Source organism: Silvanigrella aquatica (assembly GCF_001907975.1).
Taxonomy (GTDB): domain Bacteria; phylum Bdellovibrionota_B; class Oligoflexia; order Silvanigrellales; family Silvanigrellaceae; genus Silvanigrella; species Silvanigrella aquatica.
Genome location: NZ_CP017834.1, coordinates 2,840,959 through 2,862,715, shown reverse-complemented (window position 1 = coordinate 2,862,715; position 21,757 = coordinate 2,840,959). Strand labels below are relative to the sequence as shown.

21 protein-coding genes are annotated in these 21,757 nt (G+C 31.8%); 9 read left to right on the top strand and 12 right to left on the bottom strand.

Translation table 11 applies throughout. The features are described from left to right. Positions 1-11 precede the first annotated feature (11 nt). The 4 genes from AXG55_RS12155 to AXG55_RS12140 form a co-directional block, all read right to left on the bottom strand. Complete coding sequence (locus AXG55_RS12155) at positions 12-1,106, bottom strand: rhomboid family intramembrane serine protease (protein WP_237243984.1); 1,095 nt, start codon at positions 1,104-1,106, stop codon at positions 12-14. A gap of 17 nt (positions 1,107-1,123) precedes the next feature. After that, the gene (locus AXG55_RS12150; RefSeq protein ID WP_148698379.1) at positions 1,124-1,366 is read right to left on the bottom strand and encodes a hypothetical protein; all 243 of its coding nucleotides are present in this window, start codon (positions 1,364-1,366) and stop codon (positions 1,124-1,126) included. A gap of 18 nt (positions 1,367-1,384) precedes the next feature. Beyond that, a complete protein-coding gene (locus tag AXG55_RS12145) occupies positions 1,385-1,639 on the bottom strand; it encodes a hypothetical protein (protein WP_148698378.1) in 255 nt (84 codons plus the stop codon). Positions 1,640-1,727: 88 nt separating this feature from the next. Further along, positions 1,728-2,384: a hypothetical protein gene (locus AXG55_RS12140; RefSeq protein WP_148698377.1), complete on the bottom strand. Its 657-nt coding sequence runs from the start codon at positions 2,382-2,384 to the stop codon at positions 1,728-1,730. 183 nt (positions 2,385-2,567) lie between these two features. On the opposite strand from AXG55_RS12140, the gene prmA reads away from it, so the two are divergent. The 3 genes from prmA (at position 2,568) to AXG55_RS12125 (ending at position 6,495) form a co-directional block, all read left to right on the top strand. After that, positions 2,568-3,503, top strand: a complete 936-nt coding sequence (prmA, locus tag AXG55_RS12135; protein ID WP_233231204.1) for a 50S ribosomal protein L11 methyltransferase — start codon at positions 2,568-2,570, stop codon at positions 3,501-3,503. 45 nt (positions 3,504-3,548) lie between these two features. After that, complete coding sequence (locus AXG55_RS12130) at positions 3,549-4,748, top strand: FAD-dependent oxidoreductase (RefSeq protein ID WP_148698375.1); 1,200 nt, start codon at positions 3,549-3,551, stop codon at positions 4,746-4,748. 130 nt (positions 4,749-4,878) lie between these two features. Then, a complete protein-coding gene (locus AXG55_RS12125; protein ID WP_148698374.1) occupies positions 4,879-6,495 on the top strand; it encodes an ABC transporter substrate-binding protein in 1,617 nt (538 codons plus the stop codon). Positions 6,496-6,503: 8 nt separating this feature from the next. Here AXG55_RS12125 and AXG55_RS12120 read toward each other — a convergent pair whose 3' ends face one another. Genes AXG55_RS12120 through AXG55_RS12105 form a run of 4 tightly spaced genes read right to left on the bottom strand, consistent with a single transcriptional unit; the run spans position 6,504 to position 11,171 of the window. Next, a complete protein-coding gene (locus AXG55_RS12120; RefSeq protein ID WP_148698373.1) occupies positions 6,504-7,778 on the bottom strand; it encodes an ATP-grasp domain-containing protein in 1,275 nt (424 codons plus the stop codon). Next, a complete protein-coding gene (locus AXG55_RS12115) occupies positions 7,753-9,276 on the bottom strand; it encodes an FAD/NAD(P)-binding protein (protein ID WP_148698372.1) in 1,524 nt (507 codons plus the stop codon). Before AXG55_RS12115 ends, AXG55_RS12120 begins: the two co-directional genes overlap by 26 nt. A 1-nt stretch (position 9,277) precedes the next feature. Beyond that, positions 9,278-10,537: an aminotransferase class V-fold PLP-dependent enzyme gene (locus AXG55_RS12110; protein WP_148698371.1), complete on the bottom strand. Its 1,260-nt coding sequence runs from the start codon at positions 10,535-10,537 to the stop codon at positions 9,278-9,280. Positions 10,538-10,577: 40 nt separating this feature from the next. Then, a complete protein-coding gene (locus tag AXG55_RS12105) occupies positions 10,578-11,171 on the bottom strand; it encodes an O-methyltransferase (protein WP_148698370.1) in 594 nt (197 codons plus the stop codon). Between the two features lie 357 nt (positions 11,172-11,528). Between AXG55_RS12105 and AXG55_RS12100 the strand changes: the two genes are divergently transcribed. After that, a complete protein-coding gene (locus AXG55_RS12100) occupies positions 11,529-12,242 on the top strand; it encodes a VC0807 family protein (protein WP_233231203.1) in 714 nt (237 codons plus the stop codon). Here the strand turns inward: AXG55_RS12100 and AXG55_RS12095 are convergent. Then, on the bottom strand, positions 12,228-13,469 hold the full coding sequence (locus AXG55_RS12095; RefSeq protein WP_233231202.1) for an aspartate kinase: 1,242 nt from the start codon (positions 13,467-13,469) through the stop codon (positions 12,228-12,230). The two genes, AXG55_RS12100 and AXG55_RS12095, sit on opposite strands and share 15 nt — an antisense overlap. Before the next feature lie 352 nt (positions 13,470-13,821). On the opposite strand from AXG55_RS12095, the gene AXG55_RS12090 reads away from it, so the two are divergent. The 4 genes from AXG55_RS12090 (at position 13,822) to phnD (ending at position 17,422) form a co-directional block, all read left to right on the top strand. Next, entirely contained in the window at positions 13,822-14,877 is a 1,056-nt protein-coding gene (locus tag AXG55_RS12090; protein WP_148698367.1) for a methionine ABC transporter ATP-binding protein, read from the top strand. Next, the gene (locus tag AXG55_RS12085) at positions 14,846-15,505 is read left to right on the top strand and encodes a methionine ABC transporter permease (RefSeq protein ID WP_148698366.1); all 660 of its coding nucleotides are present in this window, start codon (positions 14,846-14,848) and stop codon (positions 15,503-15,505) included. Before AXG55_RS12090 ends, AXG55_RS12085 begins: the two co-directional genes overlap by 32 nt. Before the next feature lie 18 nt (positions 15,506-15,523). Next, a complete protein-coding gene (locus AXG55_RS12080; protein ID WP_148698365.1) occupies positions 15,524-16,333 on the top strand; it encodes a MetQ/NlpA family ABC transporter substrate-binding protein in 810 nt (269 codons plus the stop codon). A gap of 189 nt (positions 16,334-16,522) precedes the next feature. Beyond that, positions 16,523-17,422 carry a phosphate/phosphite/phosphonate ABC transporter substrate-binding protein gene (phnD, locus tag AXG55_RS12075; protein WP_233231201.1) on the top strand — a complete coding sequence of 300 codons (900 nt, stop codon included), beginning with the start codon at positions 16,523-16,525 and terminating at the stop codon, positions 17,420-17,422. Between the two features lie 45 nt (positions 17,423-17,467). Here the strand turns inward: phnD and AXG55_RS12070 are convergent, their stop codons facing one another. Beyond that, entirely contained in the window at positions 17,468-17,908 is a 441-nt protein-coding gene (locus tag AXG55_RS12070; RefSeq protein ID WP_148698363.1) for a hypothetical protein, read from the bottom strand. Positions 17,909-18,042: 134 nt separating this feature from the next. Then, positions 18,043-20,103, bottom strand: a complete 2,061-nt coding sequence (locus tag AXG55_RS12065) for a site-specific recombinase (RefSeq protein WP_148698362.1) — start codon at positions 20,101-20,103, stop codon at positions 18,043-18,045. A gap of 82 nt (positions 20,104-20,185) precedes the next feature. Here AXG55_RS12065 and lepB point away from each other — a divergent pair, with 82 nt between their 5' ends. Next, a complete protein-coding gene (gene lepB / locus AXG55_RS12060; RefSeq protein WP_148698361.1) occupies positions 20,186-20,887 on the top strand; it encodes a signal peptidase I in 702 nt (233 codons plus the stop codon). A 30-nt stretch (positions 20,888-20,917) separates the two neighbouring features. Here lepB and AXG55_RS12055 read toward each other — a convergent pair whose 3' ends face one another. After that, positions 20,918-21,643, bottom strand: a complete 726-nt coding sequence (locus AXG55_RS12055) for a TVP38/TMEM64 family protein (protein ID WP_233231200.1) — start codon at positions 21,641-21,643, stop codon at positions 20,918-20,920. Positions 21,644-21,757 lie beyond the last annotated feature (114 nt).

Sequence of the window (21,757 nt, the reverse complement as noted above, 5' to 3'; positions counted from 1 at the left end):
AAGACAAAAAATCATTTTTTGTGATTTTTTGTCTTATTTTTTTCTTCATTAATAATCATTGAAAGAACTTGCTTCATACCATTGTTATCATCTGCTAAATGAAAAGACTCCATAGAAGCAATGGCATATTCATCATTTCTTAGATTGAGTGAGTAGCTGCAAGCAAATAATTTCCCAGAAAATTGAAAATATCCGAGAGTCATAAATAGTTTTGCTGGTTTTGAACAAATTTCTTCTAATGAAGTTATATCGCGAGGAGATTGAATAGTTAATATAGTATTAGGAGAAAGAGGAGCCTTCATTTTTGCAAGATTTAAAGAATTCAGAATAAATTCTTTCTGAGTTTCAGAATTAAATTTTTCAGAAGCAAAATCCTGATTAAACATTAAAATTAAAGTTTCATAAATTTTTTCAGCAGAAAGAAAGTATCCGTTGCTGTGAAGAAATAGGGCTCCATTTAGTATGTTCTCAGGATTTGTCTCATTATTTTGTTTGACTAAAATATCTTCATATTGTGACAGATCATGATTTGACAAGAAGGTTGTTTTATTAAGAGCGGCTCTTTCGATGGCAAGCCCAAATAACTTTTGGTATTTTTGTACTTTAAAATAGGACATCAAAAATAAAATATTAATTATTAAAATTCCAAAAAAATAAACCTGAAAGTTTTCAAAGAAATTTTTCTTAACTGCTAATTTCTGATCTTGCGATAATATGATTTTTAAGTTCCAATTATGTCTCGTTGTTAAAGCAAAGCCATAAAGAATTCCTGCAATGGATCCTCCCAAGTGAGCAGCCCAATCAAAAATTGACGTAAAAAGTCCAAATGTGATATTAATGACAATATTTATAATTATGATTTGACCTAATTGTACATTTGTGCGTTTAAATTTAAATTTTTTGCTTAATTTTTCTTCATATTTCTGAATAATATAAAGGCAAAATAAAATTCCAAAAAGACTCGCTGATGCTCCAACGGATAAATAAGGAAGTAGAGCGAAGCTGCAAATGCATCCTGAAATTCCTGCGATAAGGTAAAGAAGAAAGATGTTTTTATGACCCGCAATAAATTCAAAAATTCTGCCTACGAACCATAAACCTAGCATATTGATAATAAGGTGGACTAAATTAACATGCATGAAAATGGGAAAAAAAAACGATGAATTTGTCCCATTGAAATAAGACCGTTTTCTTTTGCGCCAAATAAGATGAGAGTGTCGTAACTAGGTCCTTCAATTATTTTTTGTAATGAGAAACCATTTTGAGTTGAAGTATATAGATAAAATATGATATTTACAAATATAAAAAATAAAGTGACGAATGGTTTTTGTGAATAATAAATATTTTTAATAAGCTCTTTTAGCATAAAATGACTTTCAAATTTTTATCTGTTTAATTTTACCAATTGAGAATCGATTAAATCTATAAAAAATTTTTTTACTTCTCTATTATGATTTAATTTTATCATTTTTTCAACTGTTGACGTAAAATATTTAATAGGTTTATCATTTCCATGTAACCATGACAAAGAAATGCTATTGATGTTTAGTGCTGTTTTATTTATAGTTTCATGAAAATATTTTTCTAAATATTTTATGTTAATATTTTTATCGTTAAACAATAAACAGAATATTCTCATAGTTGATTTCAATTTTTTATCGTTTAAAAGTAAATATATATTTGAGTTCGGCAGATATTGAGGGCCAATATATAATCCAAGGGTAAAATTAACAAAAAACTTCGCGATTTCCATAGCAAAGATATTTTTTAGAATAATGCCATGTAAGATAATTTTTAGGGAGAATAAAGTTTATTGAAAAAGGGGGCTTGTTTTTAAAAAATCCATAATATATTTCTTTCCCCGAAGTATTTTGAATTAGAATTTTGTTATCTAAAAAGGTGCGCATAAATCCTGAAACAACAAGGGCGCGCATGCAATAGGTTTCTCTACATCGATGCAATGAGTCTTTCTTGATAAATTGAGTTAGGTATTGATAATCAAGAATTCCATTATTCATAAATAATATAACGTTAGTTTTAATTTGAGGGTTTTTGTTTAAAATAATTTCAATATAATTTAATGCAGTTAGGCTTGCCTCTGGTGGCAAACAAATATAAAAGATAATAGTTTTTTCTGACAATAAGGGAAATGTTTTTTCAAGATTTTCTGCAAGAAAATACGATGATGGATTTAGTTGGTCGACATGTTTATCCAATGATTCAATCATGATTGGTTTTTGAAACCACGAGTTTGAAATTATTTTTAATGTTTTTTGTGAATATTCCTGCTCAAGGCAATGGTATAAAAACAGCCCCAGAGCGCCCGCGCCAATGACCACACGCTGCATATTCCTGCTTTGCAAGTGTTGTCTTCGTAAAAACACTTTGTTTCTCTCCTGAAAAAGGATATGGCAGAATTTGTTACCGAAATGGGGAGCCTCAAAACCTGCACAAGTAATCTATATCACAAAACGTTAAGTGCAGGCACAGTGTCACTGAGCACATGGATATGATTCCCTTTTATCGATGAATAATTATTTGTATTTGAAATGGAAAGGGTTATCCTGATGACAGAAAATAAAGTGACTTATTATGAACTCGATATTCATGTCCCAGAAGAAAATAAAGAATTCATTGCTGAAATTTTAACGGAATTGGGTATTGATAATTTTGTTTTAGGCTCTATTGATTGTGATGTTGAAGCTGAATACAATCCCCAAGCGCCGCGGCATGATTATTACACCGAATTGGTCAAAGAAACACCTGTTGTTATTTACAGTGAAGACAAGGAATATTTGGAATCTGTTCAGAAATCTTTAGAACATGTTTTGACTTCCATTCAGTTTCCTTATGATCAAAAGACTTTTTTGATAAAGCCTATTGCCGATCAAAATTGGCAAGAAAGTTGGAAAGCATCCTTTAAGCCTATTCTTATTGAAGACAAAATTGCCATTTTGCCACCTTGGGAAAATCCCTCACAATTTGGACAAACTCATAAAATTATTATCAATCCTGGGATGGCTTTTGGGACGGGGCAGCATGAAACCACCCGTCTCTGCTTGGAAGTAATGTTAAAATATAACATTCCCTCGCGTGTGATGGACGTAGGGACGGGAAGCGGCATTTTGGCCATTGCTGCGGCTAAATTAGGAGCCACGCATATCGTGGCAAACGATCTCGATCCCGATTGTATGAGGATTGCTCTCGAAAATGCAGAAGTAAATCAAACTCAGCACATTATTTTTACAAATTCAGCTATTGAGGAAATTGTTGAAAAAGAGTTTGAGATGATTATTGCGAATATTCAAAGTCGTCCCTTAAAAGCAATTATGCCTTCTATTCGTGATCATATCACTGATAAGGGAATCGTTATTTTGTCTGGTATATTAGTAGCGGAAATGCAAGACTTTAAAGAGTTTTTAAAATCTCAAAAAATGTTATTTATTGAAAATCATATTATGGGTGATTGGTGTTCCCTTGTTTGTAAAAAGTCTTTAAACTAAATTAATTGATATTCCAAGGACGCGGCCTTAAGTGAAAGATAAACCATGTCTGAACAAGAATTTGATGTTGCTGTTGTGGGGGCGGGTGTTTTTTCTTGTTTTAGTGCTCTTTTGCTTGCGCAGGAAGGGCTTAAAATAGGATTGATTTATCCTGAGAAAACAGAGCTCTTGGGTTCTTTTTTTTCTTCTCTAAGGACGTGTTGGCCTTCTTTAAATGATCCTCCAACGCGCGCTGAAGTGGCGCATGGACATGAAGTGGCCCTTTATTTGCATGAGTTTTGTTCAAAGGGAATTGCTTATTTTCAACATTCTTTACTTCCTCTTATTGGCGATAATTCTAATTGGATTTCATCAAGCTGTTTAAGAATAAGTACCAAAGATTTTGAAACAGATGAATTAGAAGATGCTTTTAAACTTGGTTTTGGTTTAAAAAAAACAGAATTAAAAAATGTTTATTTAGAAGAAAATAACTCATTGATATGTAAAAATCCAGAAGAATTTCAAAATACAATATATCAAGCTCTACAGCGAAACAACGTTCATTTGATTTCCTCTGCGGCTGTTAAGATTAATGAAACACAAAGTTCTTGTTCTATTGAGTTTAAAAATCACCCGAAAATAAATTGTGAAATTGCAGTTCTTGGAAATACATTAAATATTTCTAAATTACTTCCCAGGTATGAAAAAATTTTAATTCCAATGAGTGATACTTTATTTGAATATCACTGCAAATCAAATATTGCATTTCCTTCCATCAGTTTTCGAGCTGCAAATGGACATGTTTGTGCGACATTTTTTTCAAATCATGATGATGTTTATTTAAAAATATCAGGTCCTCGATTTTTATTGCCTGGAGCAGGTGCGGGGATTGATCTAACAAATTCGCATATAGATGAAAAAGTATTTCAAAATATCGAAAAATATCATTCAGAAATTCTTTTTGGTATTATTCAAAATTATTTGGAAATAAAAACGAGAGAAGAACTTTTATCTCAACTTCCCTTATCCTTAGTATCAAAAAAAATACTTGTTGATTGTTACCCTTGTGATGAGCTGCCCGTTGTTGGTGAATTTGGTAAGCTTGGCCGAATCTTAGGAAATACCGGGTGGCTTGCTACAGGGTTTTCAGCGGGTTTTTGGGCGGCAAAAATAATCAAAGAACTCGTGTTAAATGAGAAAAGTGTTGATCTTCACTCCCGACTGCAGCCAAGAAGATTGTTTACCTCTTTTGTAAAAACAAAGTGATTTTCTTTAATCAAGTATTTATTTATTTTTATATAATAGTATGATTTTTTTGTAGTATAATATAATATGACTTTCTAGATTTTTGAAATCGATTTTTAGATAAAAAACAAAAAATGACGGAATTTTGAATATGACAATAAAGAAAATAAAATTAAGAAAAATATTCTTATTAGTCATCTTTCTACCATTTATACTGTTCGTATTTTTAATGTCAAAAAGAATGTATAATAATACAGATAAATATCCTGAAGATGAAACGATTACAATTAATTTATCTGAAATTCCTCAAATCCCTTGGGATGCATCTAAAGCAGTTTCGCACGTTATTGAGACATTTTCTGCATCTGTAAATGGGAGTCTTATTCCAAAAGAACAAGCATATTTTGACGACGAATTGCCACAAAATACTCTTCTTGAGAAATATTATTGTGAAAATTTCGCTTGTCATGCAAGGTTAAAAAAAAATATATTGTTTCATAATAAAAGAGAGGTAACTGCTTATGATGTTGAGTTTTCCTTAATAAGGGAACAAATTTCAAATATAAAAAGTAAGCTACTTGCTAGCATTTTAGATGATATTGTTGATTTTGATAAATTAAGTCATCAGAATATTATTTTTAGCAAAATAAATTCAATTGAATATCCAACAGGGTTAATTGAAGGTATAAAAGTTATTGATGATTATAATATAGTTTTTAAATTAAAAAGAAAAAATAATTTATTTTTTAATAAAATATCAATTGGAAGAATTCCAATTGTTCCTATCGAAGAATTTGATAATACTTATTCACATTGGAATAAATATCCTATTGGATTTGGTAAATATAAAGTGGATTATGTCGATTGGGAAAATTATATTTTTGTATTGAAGAAAGCAAAAAATAGTGAAAATATTCCTAAATATATTAAATTTATTTTTAGCAATAAAGATGAAGGTGATATTAAAATATTATTAGGAGATTCGGGAAGGGGAAAATCAGGAACTGATAGGAGAATTATTTTTCCTCATATTTATTCGAATGGTGGTTTTTTATTTAATTTTCGAACGGAATTAGGGAGAAATCCTAAGTTTCGAGAAGCAGTTTCATTAGCACTCAATAGGAATTTGATTGCATCGAAATCTCTTTATAAAGAAATTCTTCCTGAAGATCAAATGATACCCATATTCAGTTCCATTAAAGAGTATCGTGCCGAAATTCCCATTCAAAAACAAAACATAGAGCGTGCTAAAGCACTATTAAATGAAATTCCACAAGAATTATGGAAAGATAAGGTATTTCATATTCATACATACTGGGCGAATATTAAAAATATAAACTCTCTACCTTATATTCGTGAAATTATTTATCAATTAAAAAATGTTGGAATTCAAACTGTTTTTTATGATACTGATTTGACATACACAAGATTTAGAGATGATGATGAGAATGTGCTTTGGTGGACAGGATTTGGTTTTTCATCAAATGATCCAAATAAAAACTTTGCCTTTTTTAAAAAAAGCTCCTACTTTGAAAAAGAATCTCCAGATGATCCAGTGTATGAAAGTATGTATGAAAAATCTGTAAATAGTGCTCCAAATAATATTTTATTTACAAAAAATTTAAGTAAGTATTTTACTGAAAAAAATATTTTTGTTGTCGTATTAAATCAAAAAATGTCATTTGCATATAATTCTGATAGAATTTCATCATTAGGAGAACAGCATAATGGTGTTTTATTTTATGTATGGAAAATGAAATTAAGATGATTTAAATATTATTCAATGTCATCTATTTCAAAAACTTCATTATTTCTTTGCCATTCTAAAATTGTATTTAAATCACTTTCTATAATATATTTATCTTCATGAAGTAAATAAACATAACCTGGAAGCCCTAAAGTGTCTTCCGTTTTTTTTACAATGGTATTGAGTTCTGGCAAACCGATAAAACTATGAAAAGATCTTAATTTCTCAATTTTATTTTTTTTGGGAAAAGATTTTAATATGCCATCTTTATGAAAGATAAAGGATACTTCAGAAAGATTTTTATATAAACGATAATTTTGTCGCGTGTAATTATTTATAAACTCTTTTGGGTTTACATAGGCGAGAGCTAAAAGTTGTGCTTGAGTATAGCCTAAAGCTGTTCTAAATGAGTCATCGTCAATAGAAGCTCCCATTAACCGGGCATTTAACTCAATCAGTTTCGGCCCCTCTTTTGTCCACATCACTTCGTTATGAGCGGCGCCATGGGTTAAATTTAATGCAGATAAAACTTTTTCAGTATATTTTTTGAGTTCATTTTCAATCTTACCCTTACTGGGACATAAAGACATGCTTTCAAATAAAAAGGCTCTGCCCTCCAGTCTTCTTCTGTTTTGAACCCAAATATCTGATATACAATGAATACCATCCCAGCTCACGGTATTCACAAAATATTGAGTTCCTTCTAAATATTCTTGAACAAGAACTTCTTCATTTTTAATACCTAATCTATTTTCTTGGTTATAAATGCGATCAAAAGCAGCCTGAATTTCAAATTCATTTTCACAAATGGTAACACCATCACTTGCTGCGCTATTTAAGGGTTTAATGACTATAGGCCAGGTTCTGAACCTTTTAACCCATTGGATAATTTCATTCATATCATTTGATTTAAATTGTTTTATACAAGGAATTCCTTGCTCATAAAGTCTTTCTTGCATATAATACTTATTTCTTCGATATTGCGTTGTACTAGGATTAGAGGCGTCAGATATTTGAAAGGAAGCAACAAGTTTATCCGCTAATTCAACTCCCATTTCAGAACCTGCAATAATATGTGTGGGATTAAATTTTCGGATTGTATTTTCTAAATTTTGTAAATTACCTTCATATAAAATTTCTTCAACAAACTCCATTCTTTTAGCATCATTAGCATTTTTAATTGAGCTTTTAATATGAATACATTTTTTTCCATGTTTTTGAAATTCAGCAGCAAGTTTTTTTCCTGTTGAATAGGCATCAACAATACAAATTAAATCTTCAAGTGCCATCAGTTCTTTTTGCATTAATAACCTCACAAAATAAGGATTCCGCAACCTCAAAGCTTGTTTCTAAAATCCAAGCAAAATTATTTATAAAGGGATGAGAGCCTTCTGCATTATGTCCTATAGCTCTTAATTTATTTTGATAAAATCCATTTTTAGTCAATATTTTACCCGTATTTATATCTATTATTATGCCGCCAATATGAGTTTCATTTACATTTCCAGATGCGCAGAGTGTTGTAAATGGTAATTTGGGAACATTTTGACAAATTGTTTTTTTAGGACCCGTGGCATTTATTACAAAATCACATTTTAACGATTCCTGATTTTTAAAATTTAAATTGAATTGCTGATTTTTAAAATTTACGTCAGTTAAATTTCCTTTTAATAAAAGTTGACCTGTTTCCATCAATTTTAGAATTTTTTCTGCATTTACTAAAGGAATAGCGCCGTGTTTTTGATGAACTTGTCTATAGTAATTTGACATGAAGAGATCAATTTGATCTTGCGAAACAAGTCGCCATGTTTTTGCAATTTCGGGAATAATTCCAAGTACGATGTTGAAGGGAGTAGGGCTTGTTTGAGCTTCTTCCACACGGCACTTAAAATCTTCAAAACTTTCTGGTTTAGAATTTTTTTCAAAAAAGAAGTTTCTCCAATGATAGCCATGTAACGCTAAATCTTTTCTAATGTAACGAATGAGATCTTTTAAACTGAGTGAATCCTTTTTGTGTTCTGATAATTTTTTAAAATTTAAATATTGAGCATTGTGTGGTGGATATGACTTTAAATATTTGCCTTTAACCTCAGGAAGTTTGCCATTTCGAGAAGCCATAAAAATATTTCCCGTGTGACCTAAATGTTTTAAAGTTACAGCAACGTCAATAGCTGTTAAATTAGAACCGATAATTCCTACATTAGCATCTTTGGGAATATTTATTAATTTTTGATTTGCTGGCAATGGGTTGTGTATATAGTTTTTGCATATTTTTAGATTGTAATAATCATCTGAATTGCTTGGTCCTGTTGCAAAAACAACATAATTTGTTTTAATATTATTTTTTGATTCAAGTAAAATATCTACTTTTTCGTTTTTATCTATTGATATATCTTTTGCATAATCAATAATATCTTCCAGGATAATGCCTTTATTATAGAGTTGATTTTTAAAATCAATGTATTTATCTTTTAAATATAATCCAAATACATTTCTTGGAACAAAATCATAATTATTTTCAAGTAAAATTGAGGGATCGATCGTTTTTTTTATCCATTCGTAGAATTCAAAACGATTATTTTTATCAATCGAAAGATCAGTTGCGGGCGTATTCATGAGAATCCATGGGAAATCATGATTATAAACACGGCCACAACCAAAATTTTCTTTTTTATCAATAATACCGATTTTTAAATTATAATGATTGTCATTTTTTTTAATATACGAGCATATACCAGCTAAAAAGGAAATTGCTTGTGCGCCAGCACCTATAATTATAATGTCATATTTATTTTCATTCATGCTATTTTATCTCTTCAGATATTTCTTTAATTTTTTTACAAGCTAAAAGAATCTCTTTTTCTGTATTATAAATACAAGGCGTTATTCTTGCACAGGATTCCTTGTAAGGAGATTGACCTATAATAATATTATATTCGGCCATTTTTTGAACTATTTCACAAGCTTTGATACCAGCAATATTAAAACATATAAATCCTGAAGAAAATTCTGATTCCATAGGTGTGTACATTGTCAAATTAGGAATTGCGCTCAACTCATTTTTGCATATAACACTTAAATCATGAACTCTATCATGTATTTTCTTTTTGCCAATGTGTTCATGATATTCAAAGGCATGACGTAGAGCCCAAATATATTCAAATGATTTAAATCCACCAGGTGTGCACATTTTTGATTTAATAAGGTCATTTTCTGTTACTGTTTTTCCATCCCACTCCAAATAATGATCCCAAGCAATTTTTTCAAAAGAAGGAATTATAGGATTTAATTTTTTCCAAGCTCTTTCAGTTCCCCATAACAATCCTGTTCCTCTAGGACCAAATAGCCATTTGTGACAACCTGTAGCAAAGAAATCGACACCTAAATCATGAATACTTTCTAAATATTCAATAGCAAAACCATGAACACCATCAACACATAAAAGTATTTTATTATTTTCGTCACGTGAATAATTTATTTTTTCAATTTCAATTGAAATCTCTTTAAGTGGAAGTTTAATACCATATCTTGAGTTTACCCATGAAATAGCAATAATTGACGTTTTATTATTGATTTCTTTAATTATATTTTCAATGAATGTATTTTTTTTAAATTTATTATTTTCATTAATTAAGTTTACTTTTTTAATTTTTAATTCTTTGTTAAGTGCAGTATTTTCGCAAAGTTTTTCTAAAGAATAATGCTCACTATTTGTTGTGATAATTTCATCACCTTTATTAAATTGAAGTCCATTTAGAATAAGAGCTAGGCTCATTGTCGAACTATCAGTTAAGGATATTAAATTTTTATCCGTCCCAAGATAACGTGCCGCAGCATCTAATGTCTGATTAGTGTATTTATGTCTTTCACGTCTCATAAAGTCAGGGTTAAAATCAATCATTTTTCGAAATTGATCGATTTCTTTATTTAAGGAAATGCTATGTGGAACATGAATTGCTAATGAAAAATGAATTTTCTCATCATCTAAGGTATAATTTTTGCGAAAAAAATCCCATTTTTCATCATTGCTATTAGGATTAAAATATGATTTATTTTTCAGCATTTTTTAAACTCCTTAAATTGGAGAAAATATTTATTTAATTTTAAGTTTTTGGAACTAAGAGAATCAATCCACTAGACCAATGTAAGCCTACAGATGTTACATTATTTAATTTTTTCAGATTCTCTAAAACACCTTTTGCAAGAGGATAATGATCCGCTGGCCAATCTATTTGCGGTAACATGTCATCTACAACATAAAGTCCACCTGGTTTTAATAATTCTAATGTCTCCTTTAAGAGTTCATATTTTCCAGGAAAGGCGTCAGCAAAAATCATGTCAAATGAGTTTGGTGCTTGTTTCTTTAAAAATTTGGCTCCATTTTCATAAACCAATTCAAGTCTTGTATCTCTTTGAAATGCTTCTTTCGCCACACTTTGAACTTTGGCATCGGACTCTACACTGATGAGTTTGGAATCCGCATCCATACCTTCGAGAAGCCATGCCGTCCCAAAGCCTGTTCCTGTTCCAATTTCTAAAAACGTTCCTTTGGGTTTAGATGCTGCTAAGACTCGCAAAAGCGCTCCTGTTTGGGGGCGTGAAGCCATGTCAAATCCTAATTCTTTGGTTCTATTGCTGATATAATTAATAATTTCATGGACTGTGCTTAAGTTGAAATCCTCTAAATTAAATTCCATTTTTTCGACCCCATTTTTACGAATGAATGGTATTGATATCGGGAGAATTTCAAATTTGCTGAGATTTAATTGAGATAAAAAGAGAAGTCTTTTTGCTCTAACTATTTGAAATTATTTAATTTAAAAAAAAATAATTGGTATCATAAAGTTTTGAGACTTTCACACCCTTTTCTTATAATTTCATGTTTGGCTGTTTGAGTAAGTCTCTGATTTTTATTATACAGTATGAGATATTTTGGGATTATGAAGTCTATTTGTGCAAATCTGGGTATGCTTTATTTCCTAATGTGTGTTAGGTTGAATGCGCTTTGTTGGGATTACTCTTTGGTTTAAAAGAAAGCTTTTATGGAAAATAAAATGGTTCAAAACAATGTAGACGCTCCTGTAGTGGATAAAAAATCGAAAGAAAATTTTTTATTATCGCTGTTATTTTTTGTCATTATTCCCGTTCTTGTTTTAAATAAATTAAGTTCTACTTTAGGACCCTTGAATGCTTTATTGCTGTCTCTTTCTGTGTCCTTAATTTATGGAATTTATGACTACTTCAAAAGAAAACAAGCCAGCCTCATCGCCGTTCTTGGCATTACCAGTATTCTTATAAAAGGCATTTTTGCCTGTTTTAAAGTAGATGGATTGTGGTTTGCCATTCAAGAAGCAGCCATTCCTACTTTTTTAGGTATCTTTACTATTGTTTCCGCTTGGATTGGCAAGCCTTTTGTTAATTATTTTATTTATAATGAAAACATATTTAAAATAGAATTTTTAGAAAGCAAATTAAAAGAAAAAAAAGCAGAAAATGCTTTTAAAGTTTTAATGTGGCAAATTACCATGGTTTTTGGATGCGCCTTCTTTTTAAGTGGACTATTAAATTTTATTTTAGCAATAGATATTATTGTAAGTCCTTCGGGAACGGAGGCATTTAATAAAGAATTAGCAGAAATGACTTGGAAAAGTTATATTGTTATTGCGCTGCCTAAAACAGTAATTTCTTTGTTTGGTTTATGGTGGTTTATATTTAGACTTAAGAAATTAACCGGCTTAAATGCGAGTGAAATTTTAAAGGCGGAGTGACAGAAATTCTTTGTGCAAAACTTGAACAGCTTGTTTTAGTTTTTCTCTTGGAATCAAACATCCTACCTTAATTTCGGAAGTTGTTACCAATAAAATTTCAATATTTTGAGCCGCTAATACTTGAAACATGCGTGCGGCTACTCCCGCATGCGTGCGCATTCCGACTCCTACAATAGAAATTTTAGCAACATCATTTCTAAAAGAAAGAGGGCTTTGGGGAAAGCGTGTTTTTAAAGTTTCAATGGCAAGTGGAGCATCATTTTCAGCCACAGTAAAATTGATTTTTGTTCCTGCATCTTCATAGGACTGTGTAATAATGTCAACATTAATCTTTTTTTCAGCAAGCTCAGAAAAAACGCTCGCTAAATGAAATTGAGGATTTTTTGTTGCCCCCGCTTGAATCCAGGCTTCATTTTGAGTGGCCGCTACTCCTGAGACCACTTCTCCTTCAATGGGTGTATCTTTTGTGCTCATTTCTGTTCCTTCGTCATTTGAAAATGAATTACGCACCACTAATCGAATCCCCCATTTTGCTGCAAGTTGTACGCTTCTGATATGCAAAACTTTACTTCCTTGACTCGCCATTTCTAGCATTTCTTCATAATGAATGCTGCGGATAATGCGGGCGTCAGGACAAATGCGCGGATCGGTTGTAAAGACGCCGTCGACATCGGTATAGATAATGCATTCTTTGGCGCCTATTCCAGCCGCAATAGCAACGGCCGAGGTGTCGGAGCCTCCTCGGCCTAGCGAAGTAAGACGGCCGTCTTCTGTTACTCCTTGGAATCCTGCAATTATAGGGAGGTGTCCTTTAGCAATCGCCGCCTGAATAGCGTCGCCTTTTACTTTTAAAATACTTGCTTTTGAAAATTGTGAGTCTGTTAGAATGCCTGCTGTAGGAGCGAGCATCGGTGCGGGCTCAATTCCTCTTTTACGTAGCGCCAAGCTTAATAAAGAAACAGAAACTTGCTCCCCGCTTGCGACAAGCATATCATATTCGGGAACATCATTTTTTGTAGAGATTTCATTTGCCATTGCCACAAGTCTGTTAGTTTCTCCTGACATCGCAGAAACGACGACGGCAGAAGGTTTTAATTTTAAGCAGAGATTGGCAACGTGTTCTATGCGTTCAACAGATCCCAGACTTGTCCCACCAAATTTAAAGACAGGACCTAATATTTGTATTTGTGTGGTACTATTACTAGAGTCGTAAGAATTTTCTTCCACAATAAACTCCTTGTATTTGAGTATTGAAAAATAAACATACCAATAAATTTTAATCAGGACAATTAGGCTTCATTTTATTATTGACTCAACTAATGATATATGATTTAAAGATCAAGAACGCCGATTTGATAGTCAGCTTGCGGGCGTTTATTTTTTTACTGTAAATTCAGCTAAAGCGGGAATCAAGATGTCCACTCAAATAATACCCTTCTTAAAATCAATGCAACATATTAAAACTATAATTTTTGTAAAAAAATCTTGTTGTTGTGTTTTTTCTTAAATTTATTACTATTATCTTATTAATAATATAATTGAACTTTTTGTTTTTCATTAAAACTGATTAGGCAGACTTATGATCAAACTTATTGGTATTAAAAAATATTTTACAACAAAGCAGGGCACCGCTCATGCTTTAAAAGGAATTGATCTTCACGTTTCTAAAGGTGAAATTTTTGGGATCATTGGTAAAAGTGGCGCTGGAAAAAGCACTTTGCTTCGAACTGTTAACTTATTAGAAAAACCCACGGAAGGAGAAGTGATTCTTGATGATGTTTCTTTAACTTCTCTTAAAGAAGTTGAGTTAAGAAAACAAAGAAGAAATATCGGTATGATATTTCAGCATTTTAATCTTCTTTCTTCTGCGACGGCATTTAAAAATATTGCCTTGCCTTTGGAACTTGCTGGCGTTGATAAAAAAGAAATTCAGGAACGAGTTCTTTATTTACTTGAAGTGACCGGACTTTCAGATAAAGGCGATCACTATCCACATCAATTGAGCGGTGGTCAAAAACAGCGAGTTGCTATTGCGCGTTCTTTAGCATCCAATCCCAAAGTTCTTTTATGTGATGAAGCCACATCGGCACTCGATCCCGAAACAACGAAATCTATTTTAACTTTATTAAAAGAAATTAATGAAAAATTTGGTGTTACCATATTGCTGATTACTCATGAAATGGATGTAGTAAAATCTATTTGTGATCGCGTTGCTGTTATTGAAAATGGTGAAATTATTGAGTCATCAAGTATGGTGGATCTCTTTAGTAATCCTCAAACACCAAATGCGAAAGCCATGGTACGTTCCGCTTTTCATATTGCTCTTCCTGAAAATATGGAAAAACAATTGTCACCTTATCCCGGAATTGGTTTAAGTCCTGTTTTAAAATTTACCTTTGTTGGAAATTCAGCAAGTGAATCCATCATTTCAACTCTTATTGTAAAATTTGGTTTGCGCGTCAATATTCTTCAAGCCCATATTGATCTCGTAAGAAATTCTCCCTTAGGAATTATGCTCTGCCAAGTTACCGGGGAACAAAATCAAATACAATCTGGAATCAATTTTTTAAGTCAATCAAATATTACCACAGAGGTTATAGGTTATGTTTCTGGAAACATTAAGTACACTGCTTGAATCAACATTAGCTACAATTTACATGGTTATTGTTGCTGGAATGACTGCATTTATTTTTGGTTTACCAATCGCAATTGGTCTTACGGTAACAGCAAAAGGAATGTTTTATGAAAACATTTATGTTCATAAAATTTTAAGCAGTATCGTAACAATTGGTCGCTCTGTTCCTTTTGTTATCTTAATGGTTGCTATTATTCCTTTTACACGATTTGTTGTCGGTACTTCCATTGGAACTGCTGCGGCTATGGTTCCTTTAAGCGTTGCTGCTATCCCTTTTTTTGCACGTGTTGTAGAAGGAAAATTAGCAGGTGTGAATCCCGGATTAATTGAAGCTGCACAAGTAATGGGTTCTTCACCTATGCAAATTATTTATAAAGTTTTATTACCTGAAGCTGTTCCTGGTATTGCAAATGCTTGTACTATTTTATTTGTCAGTCTTACCGAATATTCCGCAATGGCTGGTGCCGTGGGCGGAAGTGGTTTAGGTAACATGGCTATTCAATATGGGTATTATCAATTTAATACCCCTGTCATGATGCAGGCACTTGTTACATTAGTTGCTTTGGTTTTAGTAATTCAATTTACGGGTGATTTTATCACTAAAAAAGTTTCACGTCACGTATCTTAGTTAAGAAGGAGTTTCGTTATGAAGTTATTTAAATTAGTTACTTTATTGTCTTCTTTGTCTTTAGGAATATTAAGCGTTCACTCTGCCATAGCTGGTGAAACAATTAAGGTTGGAATTACTGCCGGTCCATCTGCAAAAATTCTTGAAGTTGCTAAAGATCTTGCTAAAAAAAAGTTTGACCTTACACTTGATGTAAAAACTTTTGGTGACTATCAAATTCCAAATGAAGCCCTAAACGGTGGGGACATCGATGCTAATATTTTCCAAACTGTTTCTTTTTTAGAACAGGCTAAATCAAAAAAAGGATATAAATTAGCCATCGTGGGAAATACTTTTATTTATCCCATGGGAATTTATTCCAAAAAAATAAAAAATATTTCAGAAATTACTGAGAAATCATCTATCGTTATTCCTAACGATCCCAGTAATCAAGGACGCGCCTTAAATCTACTACAAAATGCGGGTCTTATTAAACTCAAAGGAGGCGCTGGTGAATTGCCAACTCCTAAAGATATTGTTTCAAATCCTAAAAATTTAAATATTAAAACCGTTGATGCTGCTCAAGCTGCTCGTGCCGCCATGGACGTAACAGCAGTGGTTTTGAACAATGATTTTGTCTTAAATGCGGGATTTCATCCCTCCCAAGCGTTACTTAAAGAAAATCCCAAAACAGCCAAACCTTACATTAATGTCATTGTTGTTCGTGAAAAAGATCTGAGCGATGAGAAAAAAGCTAAACTTTTTAAACAGCTTAAAGAAGTGATGAATTCGAATGAAGTCCTCAAAAAAACAGAAGAATTATTTCCTGGTGCCGTTCCCGCATGGTGATTTTTTAGTTTTCATCCAATAGAATAAAATTTTATAAAATCTTTTCCCCTTGCATTTTATATCAAGGGGTTCATTGTTTTTCTGTATTTTTTAAGCCATTTCGTTTTTGTTTTGACAAATAACTAAAAACAATTAATATCTCCAAGTTTTGATGCAATACAGGATGTATATGTAATTATGAGGTTTTTTATGAAACTTAAACTGCTCGCTTTGCTTTGTGCTTTTTTATCTATTACAAAATCTTTTGCTGGAGAAGATATTGGAACCCGCAAGAATCCTTTAAAAATTGCTATAGTCCCTTCAGGACATTCTGCTAAAGCTCTCGATAGCGCCAAACCCGTTGCGCAGTGCATTGAGAAAAAAGCTAAAATATTTGTCAATGTTCAGGTACCTAATAGCTACATTGCCGTAGTCGAAGCCATGGGAGCGCAAAAAGTCGATTTGACTTTTGGTGACATCGTAAGTTTTCTTATCGCTCGTAATAAATTTGGTGCCGAACCCTTCTTGCAAATTAAGCGCTATGGATCCACAAGCTATCAGTCTGCCATTTTTGTCAAACAAGATTCGCCTATCAAAACCGTCGATGACCTCAATGGCAAAAAATTCGCTTATTCCGATGCCAGCTCTGCTTCGAGTTATATTTTCCCGTCTATTTTAATGAAGAAAAATAAGAAGAAATTTGCCCAAGAAGTGCCCACAGGAAGTATGGATGCCTCTATTATCGCCCTCATGCAAGGTCAGGTCGATGTGGCCGCAACTTATTACAATAGCCCCGATAAAGATGGCAAAATTCACGATGCCCGCTCTCGCGTTGAAAATATTTATCCAAATATTTCTAAAGATACCAGAATTGTTTGGCTATCTAAACCCATTCCAAATGAACCTGTTTATGTAAGAAAAGGTCTGTCAAAAGAATTGAAGGAAAAACTTTCAATTGCGATTCCTGCCTGTATTAAAGAATTTCCAAATTATATAAATAATATTCAAGAGCTCTTTCCTGTTGCCGCTGATAATAATGAATACACCAATTTTGTTAAAGAAGTAGAGACTTCAGGTTTAGATATTTCAAATATTTTTAGTAAGAAATGATTTTTGAAATTAATTTTTGGTCTTGGGAAAAGAGAATAAAAAATTTCAATTGCAATTTAAATCAAGAAATTTTCTAATTTTAAAAGCGGATTTTGAGGTGTTTTGAATAGATTTGTCACCATCACCCGAACTTTCAAATAATTTAACTTTGCGGACGTAGCCATTTTGTAATATTTTTTGAGCGTAATACATATTTATTACACCATCTTCAGGAGTTTCTGGAAAAATAAAATAACCATTATCCGCATCATTTATTAATTTATTCATATCTCCATTTACTTGAATAATTTTTGATCTTACCGATTCAATATCTTCAACTTTTTTTGTTATCAATACCAATCTATTATAAATTTCACATTTTGTAGATATAGTAATTCCATTTTCAATATTTTTTTCATGTACCTCTTTAACTAACAAAGGAATATTATAATTTGCAAATGCCTGAATAGATGTTGTTGTAGCAATAATTAAGAATAATTTAAACATAACATTCTCCTCTATATTAATGGTAATTTAATTTTTAAATACTTGAAAAATTAATTAAAAGCAAGAGATAAATTTATTTGAATATGCATTTAGATAAATGGGTCGCTATTTATAAAATTATATTCAAATCTTGGTTATGAATTTTTTTTGATGGGATAAAAGAATTCTAAAGGTGAAGAAATAAGTCTTTTTAAGATAGCAGATCGAATCTTTCTACGGCCAACGCTTTTAATTTTACGCGCACGAATAGCTACGGACATGGCAAGCCAAAAGCTAACTGACAAATTTAAAAGACCTATGGCAATGATTCCAAGGCAAGCTAAAATAAAATCCACTTGTATAAATTCGTGAAATCCTATAGAAGACATTGCAAAAGTGAGTGCCCCTGTTGATAAAGTAACGTGTCTTACATCTAAAGGAAGTCCAAAAAAAAGCCCTAACGTGGGCACCATGCCGAGCATAAATCCTAAGGAAATATTTCCTCCGAAACCAGAAATATTATTTGCGAAAAAGGTCGACATTTTTTCAGCATTGATTCTTCCAAAGACAAATATAATTCTTTTATTTTTTGCAATTGCTTCTGGCAATCTCCTGTAAACAGCCCAATTTTCTAGCCAACCTGCAGCTATACTAGATAACCAAAGTAAAAATCCTGTGAATATAGCATAAAAAATACTAGGCCCTAAAATAGATAATGATTGAATCGTTGTTAGGGCTTTTTGCTCCGATAAAACATTGTGGCCTGTCATAAATTGTACAATTAAATTAATTATAATTACGCTTGGAATAACTAAGGTTAAATTTCCAAAAATGGCTGCAAATTGTGACCGTGTTAATTTAGTAACTTCATCCACAAACTCATTGAGTAACGTTTCGTCTTGAGAATCGTGTAATTTCCCTGCTAATGAAGATGCTGTCATAGAGGGCTGTTTTGTGGCAAGACTAAATCCACAAAGCTGGATAAAAATAAAGCTACCTGCATAATTAACTGACGCAAAAAATCCTTCAAAAAAGTGAGGTAATTTCAAATAAGAAAGTAGGAACTTTATGAAAGTTGTCATTGCCGTGAGAATTCCTCCTCCACCAGCCGATTTAAACATTTCAAAATATTCTTTTTTATTAGTTGTTATATAATGCTCTCCTGTTTTTCCCGATCTTTCTGCAATTTTACGAGACAATTGATTGAGATTCGTTTGAATAAGTGCAAGAAAACTTTTTTTATCAATACTGTCTCTTATAAGTTTTGATATAAAAAAAGGAATGATACTAATTTTTCGATCAAAATCAGAGGTGTTTAAAAATGCAATAAGTATTTGCAGCCGTGTGAGGTGAAAAGATAATTTTTCTAGTTGATATACCAGTGTGACACTAATGCCATATTCATCAAGGTGTTGAAAAACATCTTTAATGGAATCTTTACACTTTAAAATATTGATTTCGCAGTTGTGAGTTAATTGTGATAAATCAGTTTGTGATTTATCACGATAAGATTTTAAAAAATAATCGACACTTTCGCTCAAAGAGATATAAGGAGAGTCCTTAATGCTTTTTAAATTTGTTCTTTTTCTTATGGCATCGGATAGTCCTATGGCGTGAATTTGACTTGTTAAAATATAAATGGCGTCTTCAATGTCACCCATGATTTTCTGCCATATATTTTCATCCAAAGTTTCATAAATAAATAATTCATATAATTTAAAAATTGTTTCTTTAGATAAATTTTTAACCCATATTGCATCTTCTTCTCTAGGAAAAATTTTTAAAAACAACTCTGAAAGTTCTTTTTCATCGGGAGGTGTTGGAATTATTTTATTTAAAATTCTATCAGTGGCTTCTTGTAGAAATCCTGACTCTTTAGGAAGACCCGTGTAACAAAATAATTGTAGTGCATTTGTTTCTTGAATAACGGATCGAAATGTTTTAGCAACAGATGATTTCCATTCCATATTTCTATCAAGAAGTTGAAGAATAAAGCGCACTCGTACCGTATGAATTTGTCCTGTACTGGAGTCAAATTGAATAGGTATTTTATCTGTAGAGCGAATCCATACCATGAGATTTTGAATCCACTCTACTTTTTCTTCTAAAGATAATTTAGGATTTGCACTAGAAAGAATGGAGTTTAAATCATACTTTGTATTTTCAGCATGAATAAACTTATCAATTCCGTTTATGAAATTTTTTATTATTTTCAAAAGAACCTCCTTTTACTTTCTATCGCATTTCTGCCAATCTATGATATACCCTATTGGGCTCTTGTAAACGAGGTGAGTTTTTATGAATAAATTTTTCAACGAATTAAGATCAATTTTATTAATTATTGCAGCCATATTTGCGTTTCGTTCTTCCGTATTAAATTGGTATGTCATTCCTAGCGGTTCCCTTTTACCCACTTTGAAAATCGGAGATCATGTTGTGGTAAATAAATTATCCTATGGAATAATGTTACCTTTTATGGAAACTCGGATTTTTAGTTGGGCGCAACCTCAAAGGGGTGACATTGTTGTATTTGAGGGGCCTGAATCAGAAAATCAGTTGACTCTTATAAAGAGAGTCGTCGGATTGCCTGGAGACAAGGTTACATTTACAAATGGAATTCTAACAATAAATGGAGTTCTTGCAAATCAAGTTTTGCAAACAGACCGCTCTATCCTAGAAAATATGGGCGGAACCGAGTCTGCTGATAGTTATGATTTGTACTCAGAGTCTGGATTTAGCAACTTTTCGCATTATATCCTGAAAAGAAAATGGAATAGCGTTACCGATAGTCAAACTCAAACATGGGTTGTTCCTGATAAAAAACTACTGTTAGTTGGAGACAATCGCGATAATTCAGCAGATGGCAGATTTTGGGGATTTATGGATCAAAATCGTATTTACGGACGCGCTTTTCTTATTTCTTATTCTACTTATGATAAAAAGGATTCTCTTTTACCAGGATTTAGAAGTGATAGATGGTTTAAAGAAATCCAGAATTAATATTCTCCTATACTCGAAAATTTGATCGCCCTAATAAGGTGCATTTTCTTTTTTTCTTGTTTTATTCGCGATAAAATCAAAAATAATTTTTAATAGTATAGGCGTGACAGATAAAATGAAGATTAGTAATAAAAAGTAAGGAGAAACAAAATCATTTAAACTTTTTAAGCTGTGAATTTGACTTCCTGTAAAGGAATATAGAATGACTAAAGGAAGTGTTCCCATTTGTGTAATGATATAAAATTGCCAAGTAGGGATCTTGGTAAATCCCATTCCTACGTTTACGATAAGAGCGGGTATCACACCTGAAAAGCGAACTGATAATAGATATATCCAACCATCTTTTTCAAAGCTATCAATGACATGTTGAATTTTTTTATTTATTCTTTTTTTACTATTAGACTTTTGATATAAATATCGTGTTAAGAGAAATGATGCCGTATAGGAGGCGCTTACCATAAAAGAAAAAAGAATACTACCATTTATAAACCCGTACAAAGCACCAGCAAATAAAACATAAAAGGGACCCGTAAAAGGAATATAAAAAACTGTTAATAATACAAATGAGAGGCTGAATAATAATGTAAATAAAATCGTATGTTGATTATATATTGAATTTACTGCAGTAATAGCTTGTTGAATATAATCAATCATCATCATATCAATTTTATTATCTGTTTTTTCATGTGTGGAGATGAATTGTGATATAGCAAAACAAAATAAAATAATTGCTAAGAAAGTTAAATTTTTCTTCATTCTATGCCTCTTGCGAACAAATACAAGTGCAAAAATTACAATGAATATGTATAGTCTTGAAATAAAGCTGTTCATAACTGCAATAGCTTTCATTTAAACAATATGCGAATAGGA